Annotated in this window: 20 protein-coding genes; 8 read left to right on the forward strand and 12 right to left on the reverse strand. The window is 63.6% G+C overall.

Annotated features, from left to right (window positions below; all coding sequences use genetic code 11):
- From HUW53_RS19475 to HUW53_RS19530, 12 genes are all read right to left on the reverse strand, one after another.
- A partial coding sequence (locus tag HUW53_RS19475; RefSeq protein WP_237347423.1) for a hypothetical protein occupies nucleotides 1-669 on the reverse strand: 669 nt, incomplete at its 3' end.
- A gap of 212 nt (nucleotides 670-881) precedes the next feature.
- Nucleotides 882-1148: a hypothetical protein gene (locus HUW53_RS19480; RefSeq protein ID WP_237347424.1), complete on the reverse strand. Its 267-nt coding sequence runs from the start codon at nucleotides 1146-1148 to the stop codon at nucleotides 882-884.
- A gap of 30 nt (nucleotides 1149-1178) precedes the next feature.
- Nucleotides 1179-1568, reverse strand: coding sequence for a hypothetical protein (locus HUW53_RS19485; RefSeq protein ID WP_237347425.1), 390 nt, complete (start codon nucleotides 1566-1568; stop codon nucleotides 1179-1181).
- Nucleotides 1569-1640: 72 nt separating this feature from the next.
- Complete coding sequence (locus HUW53_RS19490; protein ID WP_474001520.1) at nucleotides 1641-2009, reverse strand: beta-barrel domain-containing protein; 369 nt, start codon at nucleotides 2007-2009, stop codon at nucleotides 1641-1643.
- Between the two features lie 40 nt (nucleotides 2010-2049).
- Nucleotides 2050-2523 (reverse strand): MarR family winged helix-turn-helix transcriptional regulator, encoded by a 474-nt coding sequence (locus tag HUW53_RS19495; protein ID WP_237347427.1) that lies wholly within the window; start codon nucleotides 2521-2523, stop codon nucleotides 2050-2052.
- 156 nt (nucleotides 2524-2679) lie between these two features.
- Nucleotides 2680-3471 carry a class II aldolase/adducin family protein gene (locus HUW53_RS19500; protein ID WP_237347428.1) on the reverse strand — a complete coding sequence of 264 codons (792 nt, stop codon included), beginning with the start codon at nucleotides 3469-3471 and terminating at the stop codon, nucleotides 2680-2682.
- A gap of 77 nt (nucleotides 3472-3548) precedes the next feature.
- Nucleotides 3549-4523, reverse strand: a complete 975-nt coding sequence (locus HUW53_RS19505; protein WP_237347429.1) for a TauD/TfdA family dioxygenase — start codon at nucleotides 4521-4523, stop codon at nucleotides 3549-3551.
- 80 nt (nucleotides 4524-4603) lie between these two features.
- Complete coding sequence (locus HUW53_RS19510; protein WP_237347430.1) at nucleotides 4604-5626, reverse strand: ketopantoate reductase family protein; 1023 nt, start codon at nucleotides 5624-5626, stop codon at nucleotides 4604-4606.
- Nucleotides 5623-6399 (reverse strand): ABC transporter ATP-binding protein, encoded by a 777-nt coding sequence (locus HUW53_RS19515; protein ID WP_237347431.1) that lies wholly within the window; start codon nucleotides 6397-6399, stop codon nucleotides 5623-5625. The genes HUW53_RS19510 and HUW53_RS19515 overlap by 4 nt, the downstream gene beginning before the upstream one ends.
- Nucleotides 6396-8228: a branched-chain amino acid ABC transporter ATP-binding protein/permease gene (locus tag HUW53_RS19520; protein WP_237347432.1), complete on the reverse strand. Its 1833-nt coding sequence runs from the start codon at nucleotides 8226-8228 to the stop codon at nucleotides 6396-6398. Before HUW53_RS19520 ends, HUW53_RS19515 begins: the two co-directional genes overlap by 4 nt.
- On the reverse strand, nucleotides 8225-9262 hold the full coding sequence (locus tag HUW53_RS19525) for a branched-chain amino acid ABC transporter permease (protein ID WP_237347433.1): 1038 nt from the start codon (nucleotides 9260-9262) through the stop codon (nucleotides 8225-8227). Before HUW53_RS19525 ends, HUW53_RS19520 begins: the two co-directional genes overlap by 4 nt.
- Before the next feature lie 182 nt (nucleotides 9263-9444).
- Complete coding sequence (locus tag HUW53_RS19530) at nucleotides 9445-10572, reverse strand: ABC transporter substrate-binding protein (protein ID WP_237347434.1); 1128 nt, start codon at nucleotides 10570-10572, stop codon at nucleotides 9445-9447.
- 858 nt (nucleotides 10573-11430) lie between these two features.
- Here HUW53_RS19530 and HUW53_RS19535 point away from each other — a divergent pair.
- From HUW53_RS19535 to HUW53_RS19570, 8 genes are all read left to right on the forward strand, one after another.
- On the forward strand, nucleotides 11431-12594 hold the full coding sequence (locus tag HUW53_RS19535; RefSeq protein WP_237347435.1) for an acyl-CoA dehydrogenase family protein: 1164 nt from the start codon (nucleotides 11431-11433) through the stop codon (nucleotides 12592-12594).
- Between the two features lie 114 nt (nucleotides 12595-12708).
- Nucleotides 12709-13068, forward strand: a complete 360-nt coding sequence (locus HUW53_RS19540; RefSeq protein WP_237347436.1) for a hypothetical protein — start codon at nucleotides 12709-12711, stop codon at nucleotides 13066-13068.
- Nucleotides 13069-13335: 267 nt separating this feature from the next.
- A complete protein-coding gene (locus tag HUW53_RS19545; RefSeq protein ID WP_237347437.1) occupies nucleotides 13336-14079 on the forward strand; it encodes an SDR family NAD(P)-dependent oxidoreductase in 744 nt (247 codons plus the stop codon).
- An 18-nt stretch (nucleotides 14080-14097) separates the two neighbouring features.
- Nucleotides 14098-14598 carry a flavin reductase gene (locus HUW53_RS19550; RefSeq protein ID WP_237347438.1) on the forward strand — a complete coding sequence of 167 codons (501 nt, stop codon included), beginning with the start codon at nucleotides 14098-14100 and terminating at the stop codon, nucleotides 14596-14598.
- A 63-nt stretch (nucleotides 14599-14661) separates the two neighbouring features.
- On the forward strand, nucleotides 14662-15918 hold the full coding sequence (locus tag HUW53_RS19555) for an amidase (protein ID WP_237347439.1): 1257 nt from the start codon (nucleotides 14662-14664) through the stop codon (nucleotides 15916-15918).
- Between the two features lie 3 nt (nucleotides 15919-15921).
- The gene (locus HUW53_RS19560; RefSeq protein WP_237347440.1) at nucleotides 15922-17190 is read left to right on the forward strand and encodes an aromatic ring-hydroxylating oxygenase subunit alpha; all 1269 of its coding nucleotides are present in this window, start codon (nucleotides 15922-15924) and stop codon (nucleotides 17188-17190) included.
- Nucleotides 17187-17690 carry an aromatic-ring-hydroxylating dioxygenase subunit beta gene (locus HUW53_RS19565; RefSeq protein ID WP_237347441.1) on the forward strand — a complete coding sequence of 168 codons (504 nt, stop codon included), beginning with the start codon at nucleotides 17187-17189 and terminating at the stop codon, nucleotides 17688-17690. The genes HUW53_RS19560 and HUW53_RS19565 overlap by 4 nt, the downstream gene beginning before the upstream one ends.
- A 154-nt stretch (nucleotides 17691-17844) precedes the next feature.
- Entirely contained in the window at nucleotides 17845-18852 is a 1008-nt protein-coding gene (locus HUW53_RS19570; protein ID WP_237347442.1) for a PDR/VanB family oxidoreductase, read from the forward strand.
- The last annotated feature ends 514 nt before the right edge of the window (nucleotides 18853-19366 follow it).

The following is a 19366-nucleotide window of genomic DNA, read 5'->3' on the forward strand; positions in this document are numbered from 1 at the left end:
AGAATTTACGGCGTCCGGGGAGATGTAGGACTCAACGTTCGGCGCCGACCAGTCGATGCTACTCGTCACATCCCCACCCCAGGAGGATGTGAAGGTGAGTTCAACGGCGTTGGTGTCGGCGCGGGCTGCCACTTCAAACGCGAGAGAAGGAAATTGGTTGGACGGTGATATACCTGAAACCACAACGTCTTCTGAATAGTTTGCGCTAACGGCTCCTGAAAAGGCATCGCCGCCCATCTCTTGAGCCGCCATCGCGGATAGGAGATTTGGGTAAGCGCCCTGTTCCGCGCGGAGCATTCTGATCGCTTCATCCTCACCGACGTTAAGTGGGCTGGGATTAAGCAAAAGATCAGCAGCAACGGAGCCTGTTCGCGTACCCAAAAAGGCCAGAGCACCTAATCCAAGTGTCGCCAATCCGGAGATGATACCAGACCGACCTGGGGCATAAGATAGAGCCCGAATCGCTTCGTCGGAATATGAATACAATATCCTATTATAATATTTTACTGATACAGACACAAGACCATTATCGGCAACATATTGAAATGATCTTGAAATCATATCAATATTATCAATTGTAAACCACTTTAGCTTTCCAATAGAAACGCCATCGAATGACGTAACATTGTTATTCGCAATGATTGCAGGTGCTTTAACTAAAGCAAACACACGATCCCTTCGGACGGTTGCGGCTGAAGCAATAATATTAATTTATCATGATACAGATTCCGCAAATTCTCTAGACGAAAACCCCCACAGAGATCTGGATATCGACCCATATTCAGATGAAGCAATTTTTTTAGAACCAAATATAATTTTTCTGCAAAATCAAATGCACTAATAGAATCGAGACCATGTGATCTATATATATTGTATGCAGATCATTTTATCTGCATATCCACGTCTTCATTAGCTAAAAACACACCGCGCGCAGTTTTGTCTATGATTCCAACTTCAATTCCTTTCATTTTATAAGAATCATACAATGACAGCGCCAAGTGATGGGCCGACATCCTGTTTACTTTACACGAATATAGTATGGCGCCGGCACCATTTGAATTTGCAGAAAACCGACTTACGATAGACACTATATCTTCCAGAGTATTTGCCGATTTCAATTGCGCCAATTCGAGTGCGTACGTAGCCATGCTGACCCCCACTGAATTTACAAGTTATAACTATATGGTCCTTATCCATCCAGACGAATATCTTATATCTCCATCAAATTTTATATCGTCCAAATTAAATGGGAATATCTTCTCTCTTTCATAGGCAGCTTTAAACAATTTAGATATTATTTTTCTTATGGCATCCTCATCAGATCTGCTTATAACAAATCTCGCATCAATATGATAATTATCTACATTGAATTTATTGTCATACCCAAATGAAATAATATCTATACTAAATGTTCCATTGTTTCTTACAATCGCCTTCCAGCGACCATACATTATAATTTTTCCGTTTAAATTAATTTCTATTACATCTGCTCCTCCACTATCTACTCTAACCGCTCCAATTAAAGTTCCTACACCTTCAGCAGATGTGATTGAACGAGATGGGTCCATGATTCGCTCCAAATCTATAAATAGTTATATTTTGTCGGTCCCATAGGCTTGTTGATTCTAACAAAGTGCCTGTCACCTCTCCCTTCCCCCCTCGTGAGCATATCTGAGGAGGGGTGAGAGGAGGAAGTCGAGGATGCGGCGGCGGCCGGTCTTGATCTCGGCGGTCACGGACATGCCGGCTTCCAGGGGGCGGAAGCCCTGTTCGGTCTCAAGGCCGCTCTCCCGCACCGAGAGCCGCGCCACATAAGTGGGCTGGCGCGCCTGGCGGGCCGTCTCGTCGGCGGCGGCCACGCCCGGGCGTGGCGCCGACCCGCCCGTCACCGCGTCCCGGCTCACGCTCTCCACAACGCGATGCAGAAGCCCGTAGCGGGTGTAGGCGAAAGCCCCCACCTTCATTTCCGCCTCCTGCCCCGCGTGCACAAATCCCACGTCCCGGTTCATCTGCGGAGCGGTCGCCGATTCCGTGAAATGGGGAAATGCCCTATTCTTCGGAAAGGTTATCGTAGAGCTGCGCCAGGGTGGCGTTGAGGCGCGAGATCTGGAGCGGCGTGAGCTGGCGGAAGCTGCGGGCGAACAGCCGCTCGGTGGCCTCCTGGATCTGGACGATCAGCTTTTGTCCCGCCTCGGTGACGCTCACCTCGGTTACCCGACCATCCTCGGCATGGGTGTTCGTTTCCACGAGGCCTTCGGCCTTCATGCGCTGCACAATGCGCGTCAGGGTGGACAGCTTCAGCACCGCGTGGGTGGCGATTTCGCTCATGGTGCTCTTGCCGTGCACCTTGAGAATGAAAAGGACACGCCAGGTAGGTATATCGGTGCCGATGCGTTTGAGTGCCCGCTCCATTTGCTGTTGGTAGAGCCCTTGGACCCGTGCCAGCCAGTAATAGGGGAAGTCCTGGTAATAGAAGTCGCCGCTTGACGGAATGTAGCGGCGAAGCTGCTTGGCAATGACCATGGATCGGAGCCTGGGTCTCGGACGGGAAGCTGGTCGGATGACGGCCTTGGAGGGCGGACCGGCAACCCGATCGCCCTTTCTGCCATACCGGGATGCCCGGTCAAGCGTCCGGCCCGCCGGCCTCTCGGCGAAGTGCGAGGGCGCGGCGGATTTCCGTCACCAGGGGGTGCCGCGCTCGGCCCGCATCTTCCGCACCATGCCTTCGAAGAACTTGTCGGCGAAGCCGTCCTCGCGGTTCAGCATGGCGGTGAGGTCGGCGCATTTCTGGCGGATGGGGTCGGGAATCCGCGTGTCCTCGCCGCGCATGGAATCGGCGAGGCACTGGATTTCGGCCGCGCGCTGCACGGTCCACAGCAGAAAGAAGGTCGCGGCGATGGAGTGCTCGCCGACGGCGATGCCGTGGTTGCGCAGCACCAGGATGTGATGATTACCGAGGCTCTCCAGCATGCGGGCCTTCTCATCGGCGAACAGCGTGATGCCCTCGAACGAGTGGTAGCCCACGCGGCCGAACAGCTGGGCGCCATAGAAGTCGTTGTGGGAGAAGCCGTCTTTCTTTTGGGCGATAGCCGAGACTTGGGTGGTGTGCGTGTGGATGACGCAATGAATGTCCGCGCGCGCACCGTGAATGGCGCTGTGCAGCGCGAAACCGGCCGGGTTCGCATCGAAATTGGAGGGTTCGAGCTTGTTGCCCTCCAGGTCCACCTTCAGCAGGTTGGCGGGGGTGACCTCGGTGTAGAGCAGGCCGAACGGGTTCACCAGGTAATGGTGGGCCGGGCCTGGCAGGCGGGCGGAGATGTGATTGAAGATGGTCTCCGTCCAGCCCATGTAGTCGATGAGGTGATAGCAGGCGGCAAGGTCGCAGCGCAGCGCCCATTCCTCGTCGCTCACATGGGCGGGCTTGAGCATGGCGTGGGCGACGGGACGCTGCGGGTTGGCGGTCATGGTCATGGGGGGAAAGCGCTCCTCTCGGCGGGACAGCAAGGCCTGGGCTTCGCCGTGGATCGGGGGATGGGCGGGGCCGAAGCTCACGCGGCCCGGATGCCGTTGCGGCCGGGAAATTCCGGCGCCAGCGGGCGCGCGTTGGGCATCTTGACCCACAGCCGCAGCAGGCGGCGGCGGCGCTCCATCTCCGGGAAGTCCTCGAACTCGGTGCGGGAGTGCATCACCGCATAATTGTTCGCGAGCTGGATGTCGCCGGGCTCCAGCATCATGTCGAGGCGCAGCCGGGAATCCTGGATCACGCTGTCGAAGATGTCGAGCGCCTCCTTCTCCACCTGCGACAGCGGGATGCCGCGCAGCTCGTGGCCGAGCTCCAGGTATTGGCGCAGGTATCGGCAGCTCAGCTTGCCATTGAAGTAGCTGAAGATGGGCGTCAGCCCCGGCACGTCTTCACCGAGATGGGAGCAGTGCATGGGGCGGTAGTAGAGCCCCATATATTGCGGATAGGTGGCGAGGATCTCGTTGAACACGGTGGCGGCGCTGACGAGGCTCGAGAGCCCTCCCTGCTTCGCCTTGCGCACCGAGAGGAGCCCCACCATGTCGGACAGGTCCGTGTGGTAGGGCAGGTAGCGGTTGGTCTCGTAGACGCGCGTGGTCTTGTCGGACAGATCGCCGACATTCTGCACCACGCCCAGCATCTCGCCCTTGCGGTTCTGGCTGACCGGCAGGCCCAGATGCAGGCCGATGCCGTAGAAGAGGATGCTCAGGTCCTCGTCGGTGTAGCGCGCGACCGGCAGGCCCCGCAGCAGGAAGAATCCCTTTCCGTTCTCCAGCTCGTCGGAGATGGCGGCCAGGTGGGCCTTGAACGCATCGGTGAGCGGGAAATCGGCGGCGGAAAATCCGGGAAATGCGAGGCCGCGGGCCTTCACCCCGTTCAGGCCCCCCTCCAGGGCGTCAATGTCCGCATCGCTGAGGTGGTGGCGCCACGACATGTCGTTGAGCAGGTCGGGTCCCTTCCAGGCCACGGCGCCTTCGATGGGGCGGTTCAGCAGAACACTCATGCAATGACACTCCTGTCTGTGGTTGACGCAAAACGGCACGGTCAGCGATCGTTTGGGGATCGAGGTGGGAACGCTGTCATTCAGGGCTGGGGAAGGGGCGGCGGATTCCCGGCGAGGGCCTGGGCCTTGGCCATCCTGAAGCGGGCCAGGGCGAGGATGTCGCAGGTGTGGGCCATGCCCATTCCCTTGTGCCGGGCGAGCTCCACCACCGCGTCGCCGATGGCGGCAAGCTCCAGCGGGCGGCCCCTCTCATAGTCCTGGAGCATGGAGGTGCGGACATCGCCGAGCTTCACGACCTCGTCGGCATCCATCGAAACGGTGGCGCCGTAGGCTGCCGCGACGGCGCGGGCTTCCTCGATGGTGGCACGGGCGAGCGGCGCCAGCAGCGGGTCCGCGAAGATCTCCCGCAAGGTCGCGCCGGCCACCACGGAAAGCGGATTGGTGGAGAGATTGCGGATGACCTTGGCCCACACCGCTGTGCGGATATCATCCACGAGCTGGGTCGCAATGCCGGCGGACTGGAGCAGCCCCGCCACCCGCGCCGCGCCCGACCGAGCGGCGGGGGTGACAGGTCCCACCGTCATGCGGAGCGGGTTGAAAGTGAGCGCCGCATTGGGGGCGGTGCGCTCGGAGGTGATGTAGGTGGCGGTGCCCACCAGCTGCGCGGCGGGCAACAGGGCCTGTAGCCGCCCGCCGGGATCCACTGCCTCGATGACGCGGCCGTCGTCCGCACCGCCCGTGCCCTCGAAATACCACCAGGGAATACCGTTGACCGCCGGCACCACCATCGTGGCGGGGCCGATGGCCGGGCGCGCCAGCGCCGCGATGGCTGGAAGATCCTGCGCCTTTGCCGCGAGGATCACCACATCCTGCGGCTGCCATTCTGGTTTTGATGCCGCTAGGACAGGCACCAGCCGAGACCCCTCGCGATCACCCAGCACGATGCCTTCCGCCCTTAGAGCCGCGAGCGTGGAGCCGCGGGCAACGACGGTGACGGCGTTGCCAGCCATGGCGAGGCGCGCGGCCAGCACCAGGCCAATGGCGCCGGCGCCCGCCACGCAGATGCGGGCGGGCGAGGGGTCGCGTTGCGCTACGCCCGTCATATGGCCAGCCGCTCTTGGTGCTTGCTGTTGATGCCGAGATAGGCGGCGATCACGCGCGGATCGTGGGCCAGCTCGGCCGCCGGCCCCTCCGCCGCGACCCGCCCGAGTTCCAGCACGTAAGCGTAGTCCGCCACCTTGAGGGCGGCCCGCGCATTCTGCTCCACCAGCAGGATCGACACGCCGCGGTTGCGCAGATCGGCGATGATGCGGAAGACGTCGCGCACGATGAGGGGGGCGAGGCCGAGGCTCGGCTCGTCCAGCATCAGCAGGCGGGGCCGGCCCATCAGCGCACGGGCCAAGGCGAGCATCTGCCGTTCCCCACCCGACAGCGTGCCGGCGAGCTGGGCGCGCCGCTCCTTGAGCCGGGGGAAGAGCGCGAACATCTCCTCCATGGCCGCCGCGCGCTCGCGCGCGGGCCGCGCCCGGAAGCGGAAGGCGCCGAGCTCCAGATTGTTCTCCACCGTCATGGTCGAGAACAGAGCGCGGGTCTCCGGCACCAAGGCGAGGCCGCGATCGATGCGGCTCTTGATGGAGGTTCCGGCAGTGTCCTCGCCGTCGAAGCGCACGGTGCCGCGCGCCGGCAGCAGGCCCATGAGGGCCGACAGGAGCGTGGTCTTGCCGGCCCCGTTGGGGCCGATGACGGTGACGATCTTGCCCTCGCCCACGGTCATGTCCACACCGCTCACGGCCTCAATCTTGCCGTAGGACACATGCAGGCCGCTCACCTGGAGCAGGGCGATAACCTCGGACGCGGAAGGAGTGCGGGCGGTCATTCGGCGCCTCCAAGATAGGCTTCGAGAACCAGCGGGTTGGCTTGCACCTGCTCGGGCAGGCCCTCGGCGATCTTCTCGCCGAAATCCATCACCATGACCCGGTCGGCGAGGCCCATGACGAAGTCCATGTCATGCTCCACCAGGACCACGGCGATCCCCTCCGCGCGGAGCTTCGAGAGCAGGTCGGCGAGGTTCTCCTTCTCCTTCAGCCGAAGCCCGGCGGCGGGCTCGTCGAGAAGCAGAAGGCAGGGGTCCGCGCAGAGGGCGCGGGCGATCTCGAGCACCCGCTGCTGGCCGAGCGCTAGGCTGCCCGCTTCCGCGTGCAGGTGCGCGCCGAGGCCGACCCGCACCAGCTGGGTCTCGGCCTCCTTCAGCAGTTGCGCCTCCTCCCGGCGGTCGAGGCGCAGGATGGAGGAGAACACCCCCTTGCCACCGCGCAGGTGCGCGCCGATGGCGGCATTCTCCAGCACGCTCATGGTGGGCAGCAGCTTGACATGCTGGAAGGTGCGGGCGAGCCCGGCCGCCGCCATGTCGCGGGCGCTGCGGCCGTTGACGGTCCGACCGCGAAAGAAGATCTGCCCGGCGGTGGGCGTGTCCACGCAAGAGAGCTGGTTGAAGAGCGTGCTCTTGCCGGCGCCATTGGGGCCGATCACGGCGAGGATCTGGCCGGCCTGCACCGAAAAGGACAGGTCGTGATTGGCCACCAGCCCACCGAACCGGCGGGTGAGCCCGCGCACCTCCAGGATGGATTCCGCCGGGGCCGGGCGCGGCCGGCGCGGTAGGGGCGGCGCCGCGGTGATCCAGGGGGCCGCGCCGGACGGCGCGGGGCGGCGCGCGTGGAGCAGAGGCTTGAGGCGGCGGGCAGCGGTGTCGGTGATGCCGAGCGGCATCTTCTGCATAAGCACGATCACCAGGAGGCCGAACACCATGGTCTCGTAATTGCCGCCCTTGCCGAGAAGGAGCGGCAGCACGTCCTGGAGCAGCTCTTTCAGATACACCACCGCGCCGGCGCCGATGATGGCGCCCCAGACGAAGCCGGCGCCGCCGATGAGCGCCATGAACATGTATTCGATGCCCGCCTGGAGGCTGAACGGGGTCGGTGCGACAAAGCGCTGGGTATAGGCATAGAGCCAGCCGGCGAAGGCGGCGAGGCCGGCGGCCAGAAGGAAGGTCACCATCTTGGTGCGGAAGGTGTCGATCCCCATGGACTCGGCCATGATCTGCCCGCCATTCAGGGTGCGGATGGCGCGGCCGGCGCGGGAATCGAGCAGGTTCAAGGTGGCGAGGAGACTCACCAGCACCACCACCCAGATCAGAACGAACAAGGATTCGCTGCTCTCGAAGCCGATGCCGAACAGGCGCAGCGGCGGCACCCCTGTGATGCCGGCAAAGCCGCCAAGGATATCCAGTGTACCAAACAGGTAATAGAGCGAGATGCCCCACGCGATGGTGCCGAGCGGCAGGTAATGCCCCGACAAACGCAGGGTTACGCCGCCCAGGATGGCAGCCACCAGAAGAGTGAGAGCAAGGCCGGCGGCGAGCGCGCCCCAGGGCGAGCCCCCGAGCCAGGCCAGCCAGGGTGGCAGATCGGCCATGGTGGCGAGGCAGGCCGTGGCATAGGCGCTGATGCCGACGAACGCCGCCTGCCCGAAGCTGGTCAGCCCGCCGATGCCGGTGAGAAGGACGATGCCGAGCGTCACCAGGGCGAAGATGCCGACATTGTTGAGAACGACCACCTGATAGGGGGCGAGCAGATGCGGCGCCACCAGCACCACGACGATAGCGGCCAGAGCCAGGAGGGCGGTTCGGAAACGCAGGATGGGGCTCATTGCTCGTCCTTCACACCTTTCTGGGCCACGGAGCGCCACAGCAGCACGGGAAGGAGCAGCGTGAAGACGATCACTTCCTTGTAGCTGCTGGCGTAAAAGGTGGAGAAGGCTTCCACGAGGCCGAGCGCCACAGCGCCGGCGGCGGCCACCGGGTAACTCGCGAGGCCACCGATGATGGCGCCCACGAAGCCCTTGAGGCTGATGACGAAGCCGGAATCGAAATAGATGGTGGTGATGGGCGCGATCAGCACTCCCGACAGGCCGGAGATGAACGCGGCCAGGGCGAAGCTGGCCTTGCCCGCGAGCGCCGGCGAGATGCCCACCAGTTGGGCCCCCAGTCGGTCCACCGCCGTCGCCCGGAGCGCCTTGCCATAAAGGTTCTTCTCGAAGAATGCGTACAGCAGCGCGATGAGAATGAAGGACAGTGCGATCACCCACAGGGTTTGGCTGTTGATGATGGCATCGCCGATGGTGAAGGTGGCGTCGGAGAAGGGTTCCGTGCGCGAGCCCTCGGGGCCGAAGATGAGCAGGCCGGCGCTGGTGAGCGCCACATGGGCGGCGATGGCGACGATGAGCAGTACCAGCCCGTTCGCCGACGCGATCGGCAGGAACAGCACCCGGTAGAGCAGCGGGCCCAGCGGCACCACCAGCGCCACGGTGAGTGCCCCCTGAAAGGCCATTCCGATATGCTCCAGAGGCAGGGTCACGCTGAGGCCGGTGACGGCGGCGACATAGGCGGGCATGAGCAGCTTGCTGGCGCGAAAGCGCAGTCGCCGGCCCGCGCGGAGGGCGTCGCGCGCGTCCATGAGGAGGCCGATGAGGCACAGGGCGACGAGCATGGCGCCGAGCATGACCGGCTTGCCGGCCTGCATGCTGGCCATGGTGAGGGCCGCGTAGGAGACGAACTCCCCGAGCGGGATCAGCAGGATTCGCGTGACGGAGAAGACCAGGAGGATGGACAGGGCCAGCAGCGCGTATATGGCGCCGTTGATGAAGCCATCCTGTCCCAGGAGAAGCGCGATCTGGGCGTTCATGCCGAAGCTGCCTCCCCGCGCCACGGCTTGGCGGGGCCATCCCGCTCGAAATCAATCATGTTGCCTGCTCCTTCGGGGCCTGGGCCGGGTCCGCTTGCGACCGGCGCTGACAGGCCTGCCATGCCACTCATCCTGCGTGCGGGGCGCTGGAGGCGGGGCCGCGCGGCCCCGCCTCGTCGGGCTTATTTCAGGGGAGCCCACTGCCCGTTCTTGACCGTCACCAATTCGATGCCGCGCTCATCGAAACCGCTGTGGTCGGTGGGCGAGAGGTTGTAGATGCCCTGGGCGCCGGGCAGTTCTTTCACCTGCTCCAGGGCATCGCGCAACGCGCTGCGGAAGGCCGGAGTGCCGGGGGCGCCGGCCTTCAGGGCAACGGGAATGGCCTGTTCCAGCAGCAGGCCGGCGTCATAGACATTGGCGCCGAAGGTGGCGGGCTTGACGCCATACTTCTTCTGGTAGGCGTCCATGTAAGCGGCGGCGACCTGCTTGGAGGGGTTGGAATCCTGGGCCTGATCCAGCACCAGCATGATGGAGCCGGCCACGGTCGTGCCTTCGACCTTCTTGCCGCCGAGCTGCAGATAGCCGGACAGCGCGGCGCCGTGGGACTGATAGTATTTGCCACGATAGCCGAGGTCATAAAGCGTGGTCTGGGGCATGACTGCGGAGCTGCCAGGCGCGGCGATCATGACCGCGTCGGGCTTGGCGGAGATGATCTTCAGACCCTGTGCGGTGAACGATGTGTCCTGCCGCTGGAAGCGCTCCGTATCCACCAGCTTGATGCCCGCTTTCTGGGCGTCGGCGGAGAACACCTTCAGCCAGTTGTCGCCATAGGGGTCGGTGGGGCTGACGAAGGCGACGGTCTTCACACCGTCCTTCACCATCTGCTTCGCCAGTGCAGTCGAGACGATCTCGTCATTCTGGGTGGTCTTGAACACCCACTTCTTCTTGTCGTCCATGGGCAGGATCACGGCGGTGCTGCCGACCGGCGCCAGCATGGGCACGCCCGCCTCCGCCGCGAAGCCGAGCGCGGCCACCGCCGAGGCCGTGCCCGAGGGGCCGATGATGGCATCCACCTTCTCTTCGTTGATCAGCTTGCGGAAAGCGGAAACCGCCGCGCTAGGATCACTTCCATCATCGAGCGCTATATATTCGATCGTCTGATCGCCGGCCTTGGCGGGTAGGAATGGAACCGTGTTCTTCTGTGGGATGCCGACCAGCGCCACAGGGCCCGAGGAGGATGTGACGACGCCAACCTTCACCTGGGCGTAGGCCGGGGAAAGGTAGAGCGCGCCGAATATCATCGACACCATCAACCGCTTCGCAGACAATTTCATTCTCCTTGACCGAGGACTGTGAGGACGGAGACCAAAGGGAAGAACACCGGCGCCAACGCCCCTCTCGCGTTCGCGGGAACGGGCAACCTTGGACACGGATCCACGGCGGACTCGCTCGCCCGCCTCGAAGTTGGCGCCCCTGGAAGATCTGAGAGAGCTCATTCCGGCCGGAAGGCGGATGCGTATTCCGATCTTGCGGCCCGCGCCCCGCTCATCTGCGCGGCGCGTGTCGGTGAACCGAATGCGGACGTCCGTCTTTCCAACTCTGTACTTAAGCCAGATCATTAACACCCATTCGGCGCATGGCGGCAACGGCTTCGCCACATTTCGCGTGCGCATTTTATAGATATGAGGCGCCTCCAATTTGATCGTCAGCTTGTGTTTTAGCCGCGCGCCCCGCACTCTCCGCGCGGCCGGTGGGCGATGTCGAAATCTTATAAACTATTATAAAATTTACACAAAAATTGGATCGAGGAGGCGCTGCAGCGCCCCATCGCGGATTTGATTTTGATCAAATCCTGCCGAGAATTGATGCAGAATGGCCCTCAAATAACTTCCGTAATCATTTGACTCTAAAAATATCTATGCCTAGCTTTGGGGCGTGAACAGGGTGGTTCGACGCGAGCGATCGCGTCGCTGCCGCCCGTCGGAACATCCCAAAGGCATGCTTTCGGAAGTGCTACGGACGCGAATTGCGCGAACCCTTGCGCATACGTGGTCGTCTGTACTGCCGATGGAGGCGCGCCCGAAGCACGGGACGATCCGAAACGGGCCGGTTGGCGGGGCCGGATCGCGCCAAGCCTCCCGCGGTGGGCAAGCGGTGGAGTTCTCTGCATGGTGACCAAGTTCATGCTTCAGAAAACGGTGTCGGATGAGGCTGCAACTCCGGATTGGCCGGGGTTCCTGGCGGATATTCGTGCGCGCCGGAAGGAATTTGAACAGCAGAAATTCATCTCCCAGGATGTCATAGAGGGCTTTCGCCAGCGGGGAATCTACCGTGCCCTGGTGGCACGCCGGTTCGGCGGGGACGAATTGTCTCCTGCTGCGTTCTGCGAGCAGATCGAGATGATTGCGCGCGCGGATGGTTCGGCCGCGTGGGTGGCGAGCTTCGGCATTGGCGGGGTATATCTGTCCGCGCTGCCGCTGGCGACGCTCCAGGCGCTTTATGGCCGCGGCCCGGATTTGGTTTTTGCCGGCGGCATCTTCCCGCCCCGCCCCGCCGCCCGTGTGGCGGGTGGCCTCGCCGTTTCGGGCCGGTGGAGCTTCGCCAGCGGCTGCATGGGCGCAGACGTGCTCGGCGTCGGCATTCTCCCGAGCTCGGGCGACAGCCGGGAACTGCCACGCATGGCTGTGATGGACCGCTCCAAGGCCCGCATCGAGCCCAATTGGGATGTGGCTGGCCTCGCCGGCACGGGCAGTCATGATGTCATCGTCGAGAATGTCGTCGTGCCCGAGGCCTGGACTTTCGTTCGTGGCGGAAAGTCTTCCCTGGACGAGAAGTTGTATCGCTATCCTGCGCTGTCGTTCGCGGCGCAGGTGCTCTCGGTGGTCGGGCTTGGCGTGGCGCGCGCGAGCCTCGACGAGGTGGTCGCGCTCGCCCAAGGGCGCGCCTCCGTCACCGGTGCGCCGAGCCTCGGCGAGCGCGCTTATGTGCAGCTTGAGATGGCGAAGGCTGAAGCGGACCTGCGCGCTGCCCGCTGTTGGTTCTATGAGGCCATTGAAGAGGCGTGGGACGCGCTGGACCATGCGGAGGAGGCAAGTGGCGAGCAGATCAGCATGTTGCGTCTGTCTTCCACCCACGCCACCCGCGTTGCTGCTGACGTGGCGCGCCGCGCACAGATGGTGGCGGGCATGAGCGGTATGTATGAGAGCAGCCCGATCGCCATGCACGTGCGCGATGCGCAAATGGTCACCCAGCATGCCTTCATGGGCGAGATTACCTATCAAAGTGCCGGGGCCATGCTGTTCGGCCACGCCCCGTTGCCGGGCTACCGTTGATTCCAAGGGCTCGCGCAGGTGACGTACGGCGCTGTGGCCGCGCGCGGGGTCTGGGCGAACGGCGCCGGTCGAAGACCGGGGTCGATGGCGTGATTTTCATCCATGGAGACTGTGATGAGTGAGAAGAAGCCCCTGCGAACTATGTTCTGCTTTGGGATCTCCCAGAATTTCTTCGATGCGGATACCGAAGAGGCGAAGCAGGTGTGGCGCGCCTTCAGCGAGATGTGGAACGGCATCGCCGCCATTCCGGGCGCCGCGATGCTGGCCAATCTCGATGATGACCAGACCATGGTCGGCCCCTCCGAATCCTGGCCCTGGACCACGTATCTGATGGCCGACATGCCGGATTACGAAGCGGTGGTGGCGGCCTGCAACCTCGTACGCACAACGCCCGTTGGAGATGGCACGCATAAGTTGTGGAAGTATTGCCGCGTGCAGGCCCGCATCGGGCGTGCACTGGTGGTGCCGGCCTGATCCAGGCGGCCTGCCTGCCCACCAGCCGCCGTAGGCCGGGCTGGTTGGGTCAGAGGCGGGCCGCGCGCGCCGATATCAATGCGCAGAATTTATAGTTGGAATGAAATCAATGAATTTGCCTCATTCACATGAATCCTGCTTTGATCCATCTCAAGCGCGAGCGGCAACCTCTAATGCAAGTCGGGAAGAATAAGAAGCAAATTTCATTTCATGACGTGTATTCGGTCTTTCTTTCGGTGCCGATGCATGTGTTTTCTCGAGGAGCGGATGATGAGGCAGGTTGCGTTGGTCACGGGTGCCGCGCAGGGGCTCGGTCGGGTCATCGCGGAAAAGCTGCACGCGGCGGGATATGCGGTGGCGGTGACCGACGTGGTGGAGGACGAGGTGCGCGCTCTGGCGGCGGGCCTCGACCCGTCCGGTGAAACCGCCCTTGGCCTCGCCCTCGATGTCACGCGCAAGGCGGATTTCGAGGCGGCGCTGGAGGCGGCGCGCGCCAAGTGGGGCGTGGTCCATGTGGCTGTGAACAACGCCGCAGTCACGCCCACCACGCCCGTCATGCAGATCTCACCGGAAGAATTCGACAAGGTCATTACGGTCAATCTTAGGGGCACCTTCCTCGGATGCCAGGTTTTCGGCGCGTATTTCGCCGCGAGCGGCTATGGCCGCATCATCAATCTCGCCTCGCTGGCGGGGCAGAATGGGGGCACGGCCTCCGGTGCCCACTATGCCTCGTCCAAAGCCGGCATCCTGACCCTCACCAAGATCTTCGCCCGTGAGCTGGGCGCGGCGAACGTCACCGTGAATGCGGTGGCGCCGGGGCCGATGGACCTGCCGTCGGTCCACGCGTCGGTGCCGGCTGAGCGGCTCGCCCGGATCGTCGACACCATTCCGGTGAAGCGGCTGGGGGATCCCGCCTTCGTTGCCGACATTGTCGTGAAGCTCGCCGCGCCGGAGGCCGCGTTCGTCACCGGTGCGGCGTGGGACATTAACGGCGGCATCTTCATGCGCTGAGCGGCCAGGAGGCGCGCCATGGTTGAAGTTCAGGATTATCGTGACGGGATGGCGCTGCTGGGGAGCGCGGTGAGCGTCATTACCACCGATGGCCCGGCAGGCCGGGCCGGCTTTACCGCCACGGCGGTGTCGAGCGTGACGGATCAGCCCCCCACGCTGCTCGTGTGCCAGAACAAATCATCCTACGCCCACCGCTTATTCCTGGAGAATAAGGTGTTGTGCGTCAATGTTCTCAGCCAGAATCATGAAAGTCTGTCCGCGGCTTTCGCCGATCGCGCGCTCGAGGTGGAAGCGCGCTTTGCGCGGGCCCAATGGTCGCAGCTCGCCACGCGCAGCCCGGTGCTGTCCCATGCGCTCGTGGCCTTCGATTGCGCCATTGTGGACAGCCATGAAGTGGGCAGCCACGTGGTGTTTTTCGCGCAGGTGCACGGCATCCAACTCGGCGGCGGGAGCGGCGGCCTCGTCTATTTCGACCGTGCCTATCACGCCCTCGCCCATCGCGCCCCGGCGCCCGCTTGAGCGGGCGCGTCAGGTGCTGCGATCCCATCCGCGAACTTTCCCGTTTCGAACCGGCGCAAACCCATGAACACGCTGTCTCAGGCGGCATCGCACGCCGCATCGCCTTTTCCGTCCATTGACCCGGTCGCCAGCCATATCCTGGTGACGCCCCTCGACCTCGGGGGGCGCGGGCTGCGCGTCGCGGTAAAGGACACCATCGACATTGCCGGGCTGCCGACCCGCGCTGGCAGCCCGGTCTATGCAGATGCCGCGCCCGCATCGGCTCATGCCCAGGTGGTCGAGCGCCTGCTGGCCCAGGGATGCCGCATCGTCGGCAAGGCCAACCTGCACGAAATGGCGTTCGGGGTCACCGGGGTCAATCCTCATACCGGCACGGCGCTGAACCCCTATTTTCCCCATCACGTTCCCGGTGGGTCATCCAGCGGCTCGGCTGCGGCGGTGGCGGCCGGCATCGCCGACTTCGCCCTGGGCACCGATACCGGAGGGTCGGTGCGCACGCCTGCCTGTTGCTGCGGCGTGTTCGGGCTGAAGACCACATTCGGCCGAGTGAGCCGGGCCGGGGTGGCGCCCGCCGGCTCGTCGCTGGATTGCGTGGGTCCGTTTGCCGTCGATGCGGCGATGCTCACGCGCGCCATGGCCATCATCGACCCCAGTTTCACGCCGCTCTCGCTGGCGCGCATCCCGGTTCTGGGCCTGCTCTCGGTGAGCGCCTCCCGGGCCGTCTCCGCAGCCTTTGCCGAAGCCCTCGCGGCGGCCGCGGTGGAGCTGCGCCCGGCCAGGGTGGAAGGGCTGGACGACGCCTATGAAGCCGGCCTCACCATCATCAATTTCGAGAATTGGGCCGCCTTTGGGCCGCTGACAGCGTCGCCGGCCATGGGCGCCGATGTGCGCCTGCGGCTCCTGGGCGCCGCGCGCACCACGCCGGAGATGGTGGCCGCGGCCAATGGCGTTCGCGCGCGGGTTTCCGCCGCGGTGGATGCCGCGCTCGACGCCGTTGACGCCCTGGTGCTGCCGACGATGCCCGATGTGCCCCCGCGCCTGGAGGAGGCCGGTGATGCCAGGGCGGCCATCGGCATCACCCGCTTTGTCCGCGCCTTCAACCTTACAGGCCACCCCGCTCTCACGGTTCCGGTGCTCACCACCGAGGGCCTGCCCGCCGGCATCCAGCTGGTGGGCCGCAAGGGCGACGATGCGGGCCTGTGCGCCATCGCGGAGTGGCTGTCCTCGCGTCTGCCCGCCAACCGCATCCCTGGCCGCGCTCGCGCCAAGGCGGCATTCGCCGCCGCGCGCGCGGACCATCCACGTTCCGAGGAGGAGTGATCTATGACTGCGCCGAGGCTCGCCTCAGGCCGCCCCATGTCCGATCTGGTTCTGCCCGATCGCATTGAAACGGCCATGTATACCGATCCTGATATCTTCACGGCGGAGATGGAGCGGATCTTCTCCAAGACGTGGGTGTGGGTGGCGCATGCTAGCGAAGTGCCGAACCCGGGCGATTTCGTCAGCTCCTTCGTGGGATTGCAGCCGGTAATCGTCACGCGCGATCGCAAGGGGCGGCTGCATGTGCTGGTGAACCGGTGCCGCCACCGCGGCGCCACCGTCTGCGAGCGCCGCCAGGGCAACGCCACAAGCCTTGTGTGCCCCTACCATGGCTGGGGTTATGCCCAGGACGGTTCACTGCGCGGCGTGCCCTATGTGGAAGGCTATACGGGCGATTTCGACAAGTCGAGCCTGGGCCTGAAAGCGCTCAGGGTTGAGGAGTACCAGGGATTGGTGTTCGCCAGCCTCAATCCGGAGGTTGAGACGCTCTCCGATTACCTCGGGCATACCAAGCTTTGGATCGACCTATTCATGAAGCAGGGCGCCGGATACCCGGTGAAGACCAGCGGCGAGCACCGTTTCCGCTTTCCCGGAAACTGGAAGATCCAGCTGGAAAACACCACCGACGCTTATCACTTCCCCATCGTCCACCGCCCCTTCATCGAATCCCTCGACAAGCAGGCGGAGGAGACCTTCACCTTCCTTGGCCGTGAGGGATTCGTGGAGGATCTGGGCAACGGCCACTCGGTGATGGTGATGATCCCCGAGCTGATCGACCTTGAGGCCAATCTGGACGCGCCCATTCCCGATCGCTTCCTCCCGCTGGCCAATGAGCTGGCGAAGACCCATCCCCCGCAGGAGGTGCGCCGCATCGTGCGCGCGGTGGGGGGCACCGGCTTCAACGTCAACATCTTCCCGAACGCGGCCTGCTCCATGGCCTTCTTCCGCATCCTGCGCCCGATCTCCGTGCGCGAAACCGAGGTGCGCCACATCGCCATCGGCATGGAAGGCGGACCTGCGGCCGCGAACCGGGCGCGCCTGCGCCTGCACGAGCATTTCCAGGGCCCCATGGGTTTCGGCAGCCCTGACGATGTCGAGGCCTGGCAGCGGGTGCAGCGCGGTGTCCAGGGCGGGCCGGACCTGCCGCTCATGGTCAATCGCGGGCTCGGGCTGGAAAGCTCTTCGGTGAACCACCTGCCCAAAGGGGGCGTCAGCGCCGAGACCGGCATGCGGGCCGCCTACCAGATGTGGAAGAGGATGATGTCGGCATGACTGCGATGACCGTTTCCATCAGCAACAGCGCCATCTCGCTGGACGAGGCGATCACGCTCATCTGGACCGAAGCGGACCTTCTGGATCGCCGCGATTACGAGTCGTGGCTGGCCCTGTGGACCCGCGAGGGCCATTACGTGATCCCGGTCGATCCCGATGCTCGCGACCATGTGGACACGCTGAACTACGCTTATGACGATGCGGACATGCGCCGCATGCGCGTGGACCGCCTCGTGGGCGGGCATGCGATTTCCTCCACGCCAGCGGCGCGATCGGTGCGTATCCTGAGCCGCTTCCGCCTCATGGAGGCGGGACCGGCTCACTGCGTGGTGCACTGTGCCCAGCACCTGGTGGAATACAAGTTCGAGCGCCAACGCCTGTATGCCGCCGATGTGACCTATCGGCTCACGCGCTCCGACGCCGACTTGAAGCTCGACGAAAAGGTTGTGCGGCTCATCAATGCCGGGGACGCTCTCGGCAGCCTCAGCTACCTGCTGTGAACGGCGGGCCCCGGTCCGCAAGGGCCGGGGCCCGCTCGCATTTCCACGCCGGCCGCCCTGTGGCGCGGATGGAAGACCGTTTGAACCATCAGTTGGTGCGCGCGTGCCGTGAGCGGATGCAAACGGGTACGCTCTCGCCCTGGATCCTGCCCCCATGCCCCAAATGACCGAACGCCCGCCCGTCATTTCCTCCGCGTCCGATGTCGAGATCCTGCCGCTGGTGGTGCAGCGGCGTGTGGATGATCGCGGCGGCATCATGGTGATCGATCTTGCCGCGCCCGATGGCGCCGCGCTGCCGGCCTTCACTGCCGGTGCCCATGTGGACCTCCATGTGGAGGATCCGGCGACGGGCCTGCACCTGGTTCGCCAATACTCGCTGTGCGGCGATCCGGCGGATCGCTCGCGCTATCGCCTCGGCATCCTCGATGCCCCGCAATCCCGCGGCGGATCGCGCGCGCTGCATCGGCTGGCCCGGCCCGGCGCGGTGCTGCGGGTGGGGAAGCCGCGAAACCTGTTTCCCTTGTACGCGGGGGCGAGGCGCTCGGTGCTCGTGGGCGGCGGCATCGGCGTGACGCCCCTGCTGGCCATGGCGCATGTGCTGCAGGCACAGGGTGGTGAGTTCGCGCTTCATTACTGCGCGCGCGCGCAGGACCGCACCGCATTTCTGGAGGAGATCGCCGAGGCGCCGTATCGCGACCGTGTTCACCTGCATTTCGACGATGCGCAACCGTTCCTGGCGACGCGAGACCTGCCGCCGGCCGCGCCCGACACGCATCTCTACACCTGCGGGCCGTCGGGCTTTATGGATTGGGTCACGGCGCAGGCGGCCGCGTGCCGCTATGGGGCGGCGCAGCTCCATCGCGAGGATTTCAATGCGGAGGTGGACACAACCGGCGCCGCGTTCGAGGTGGTGGCGGCGCGCTCGGGCGTCACGGTTGGCGTGCCGGCCGGGGTGACCATCGCCGCAGCCCTGCGCGAGGCCGGGGTTGCGGTGAATTTGTCTTGCGAATCAGGTGTTTGTGGAACCTGCTTAGTGGATGTCCTGGAGGGCGTCCCCGACCATCGGGACAGCTTCCTCACCCCCGAGGAGCGCAGCGCTGGCGATCAGATCCTGATCTGCTGCTCGCGGGCGCGCAGCGCGACCCTCGTTCTGGATATTTGAGCGCCCGGTGGCGCCGTTCGACAGCTCGTGCCGATCTCAATCGTCCGGTTGCAACGCCATCGCGGCTCAGGTCCGCGGCCTCAGACGAGGTCGCGGACTTTTTTCGCGCGGCGGCATAAGAGGACGGTGATGCGCGGTGTTGCAGGCGGGAGTTGCGGGCTGGGCATCAAAAAGCTTTCGCGAGAAATAAAATCAGATCTATTACTTTCACGAATTATCCGTATTCGCGGAGTTTATTTGCAATTTCTGCCGATTCTGCGTCTATCCGGTGCCCGAAATGTATGCAAATCGCCAAAAATCGCGGCCATAATCCGTTCATTGTCGCCATATCTGGTTTTATATTGGACATTGTCCATTTTTTTATTGACGTGAATTGTGTTCGAAAAATAGTGTTTCATTGTCAAAGCCTTGGTCGAGCAGAGGTGCGCGGGGAATTCTGTCCTCCCCGCCGACGTCCTGCGTTTGAAGCGATCGGGCCTTCCCTCACATGCATTCGGAGATTGATGTGAAAGCG

Origin of the sequence: Xanthobacter agilis (assembly GCF_021730435.1) — a bacterium.
GTDB classification, from domain to species: Bacteria; Pseudomonadota; Alphaproteobacteria; order Rhizobiales; family Xanthobacteraceae; genus Xanthobacter; species Xanthobacter agilis.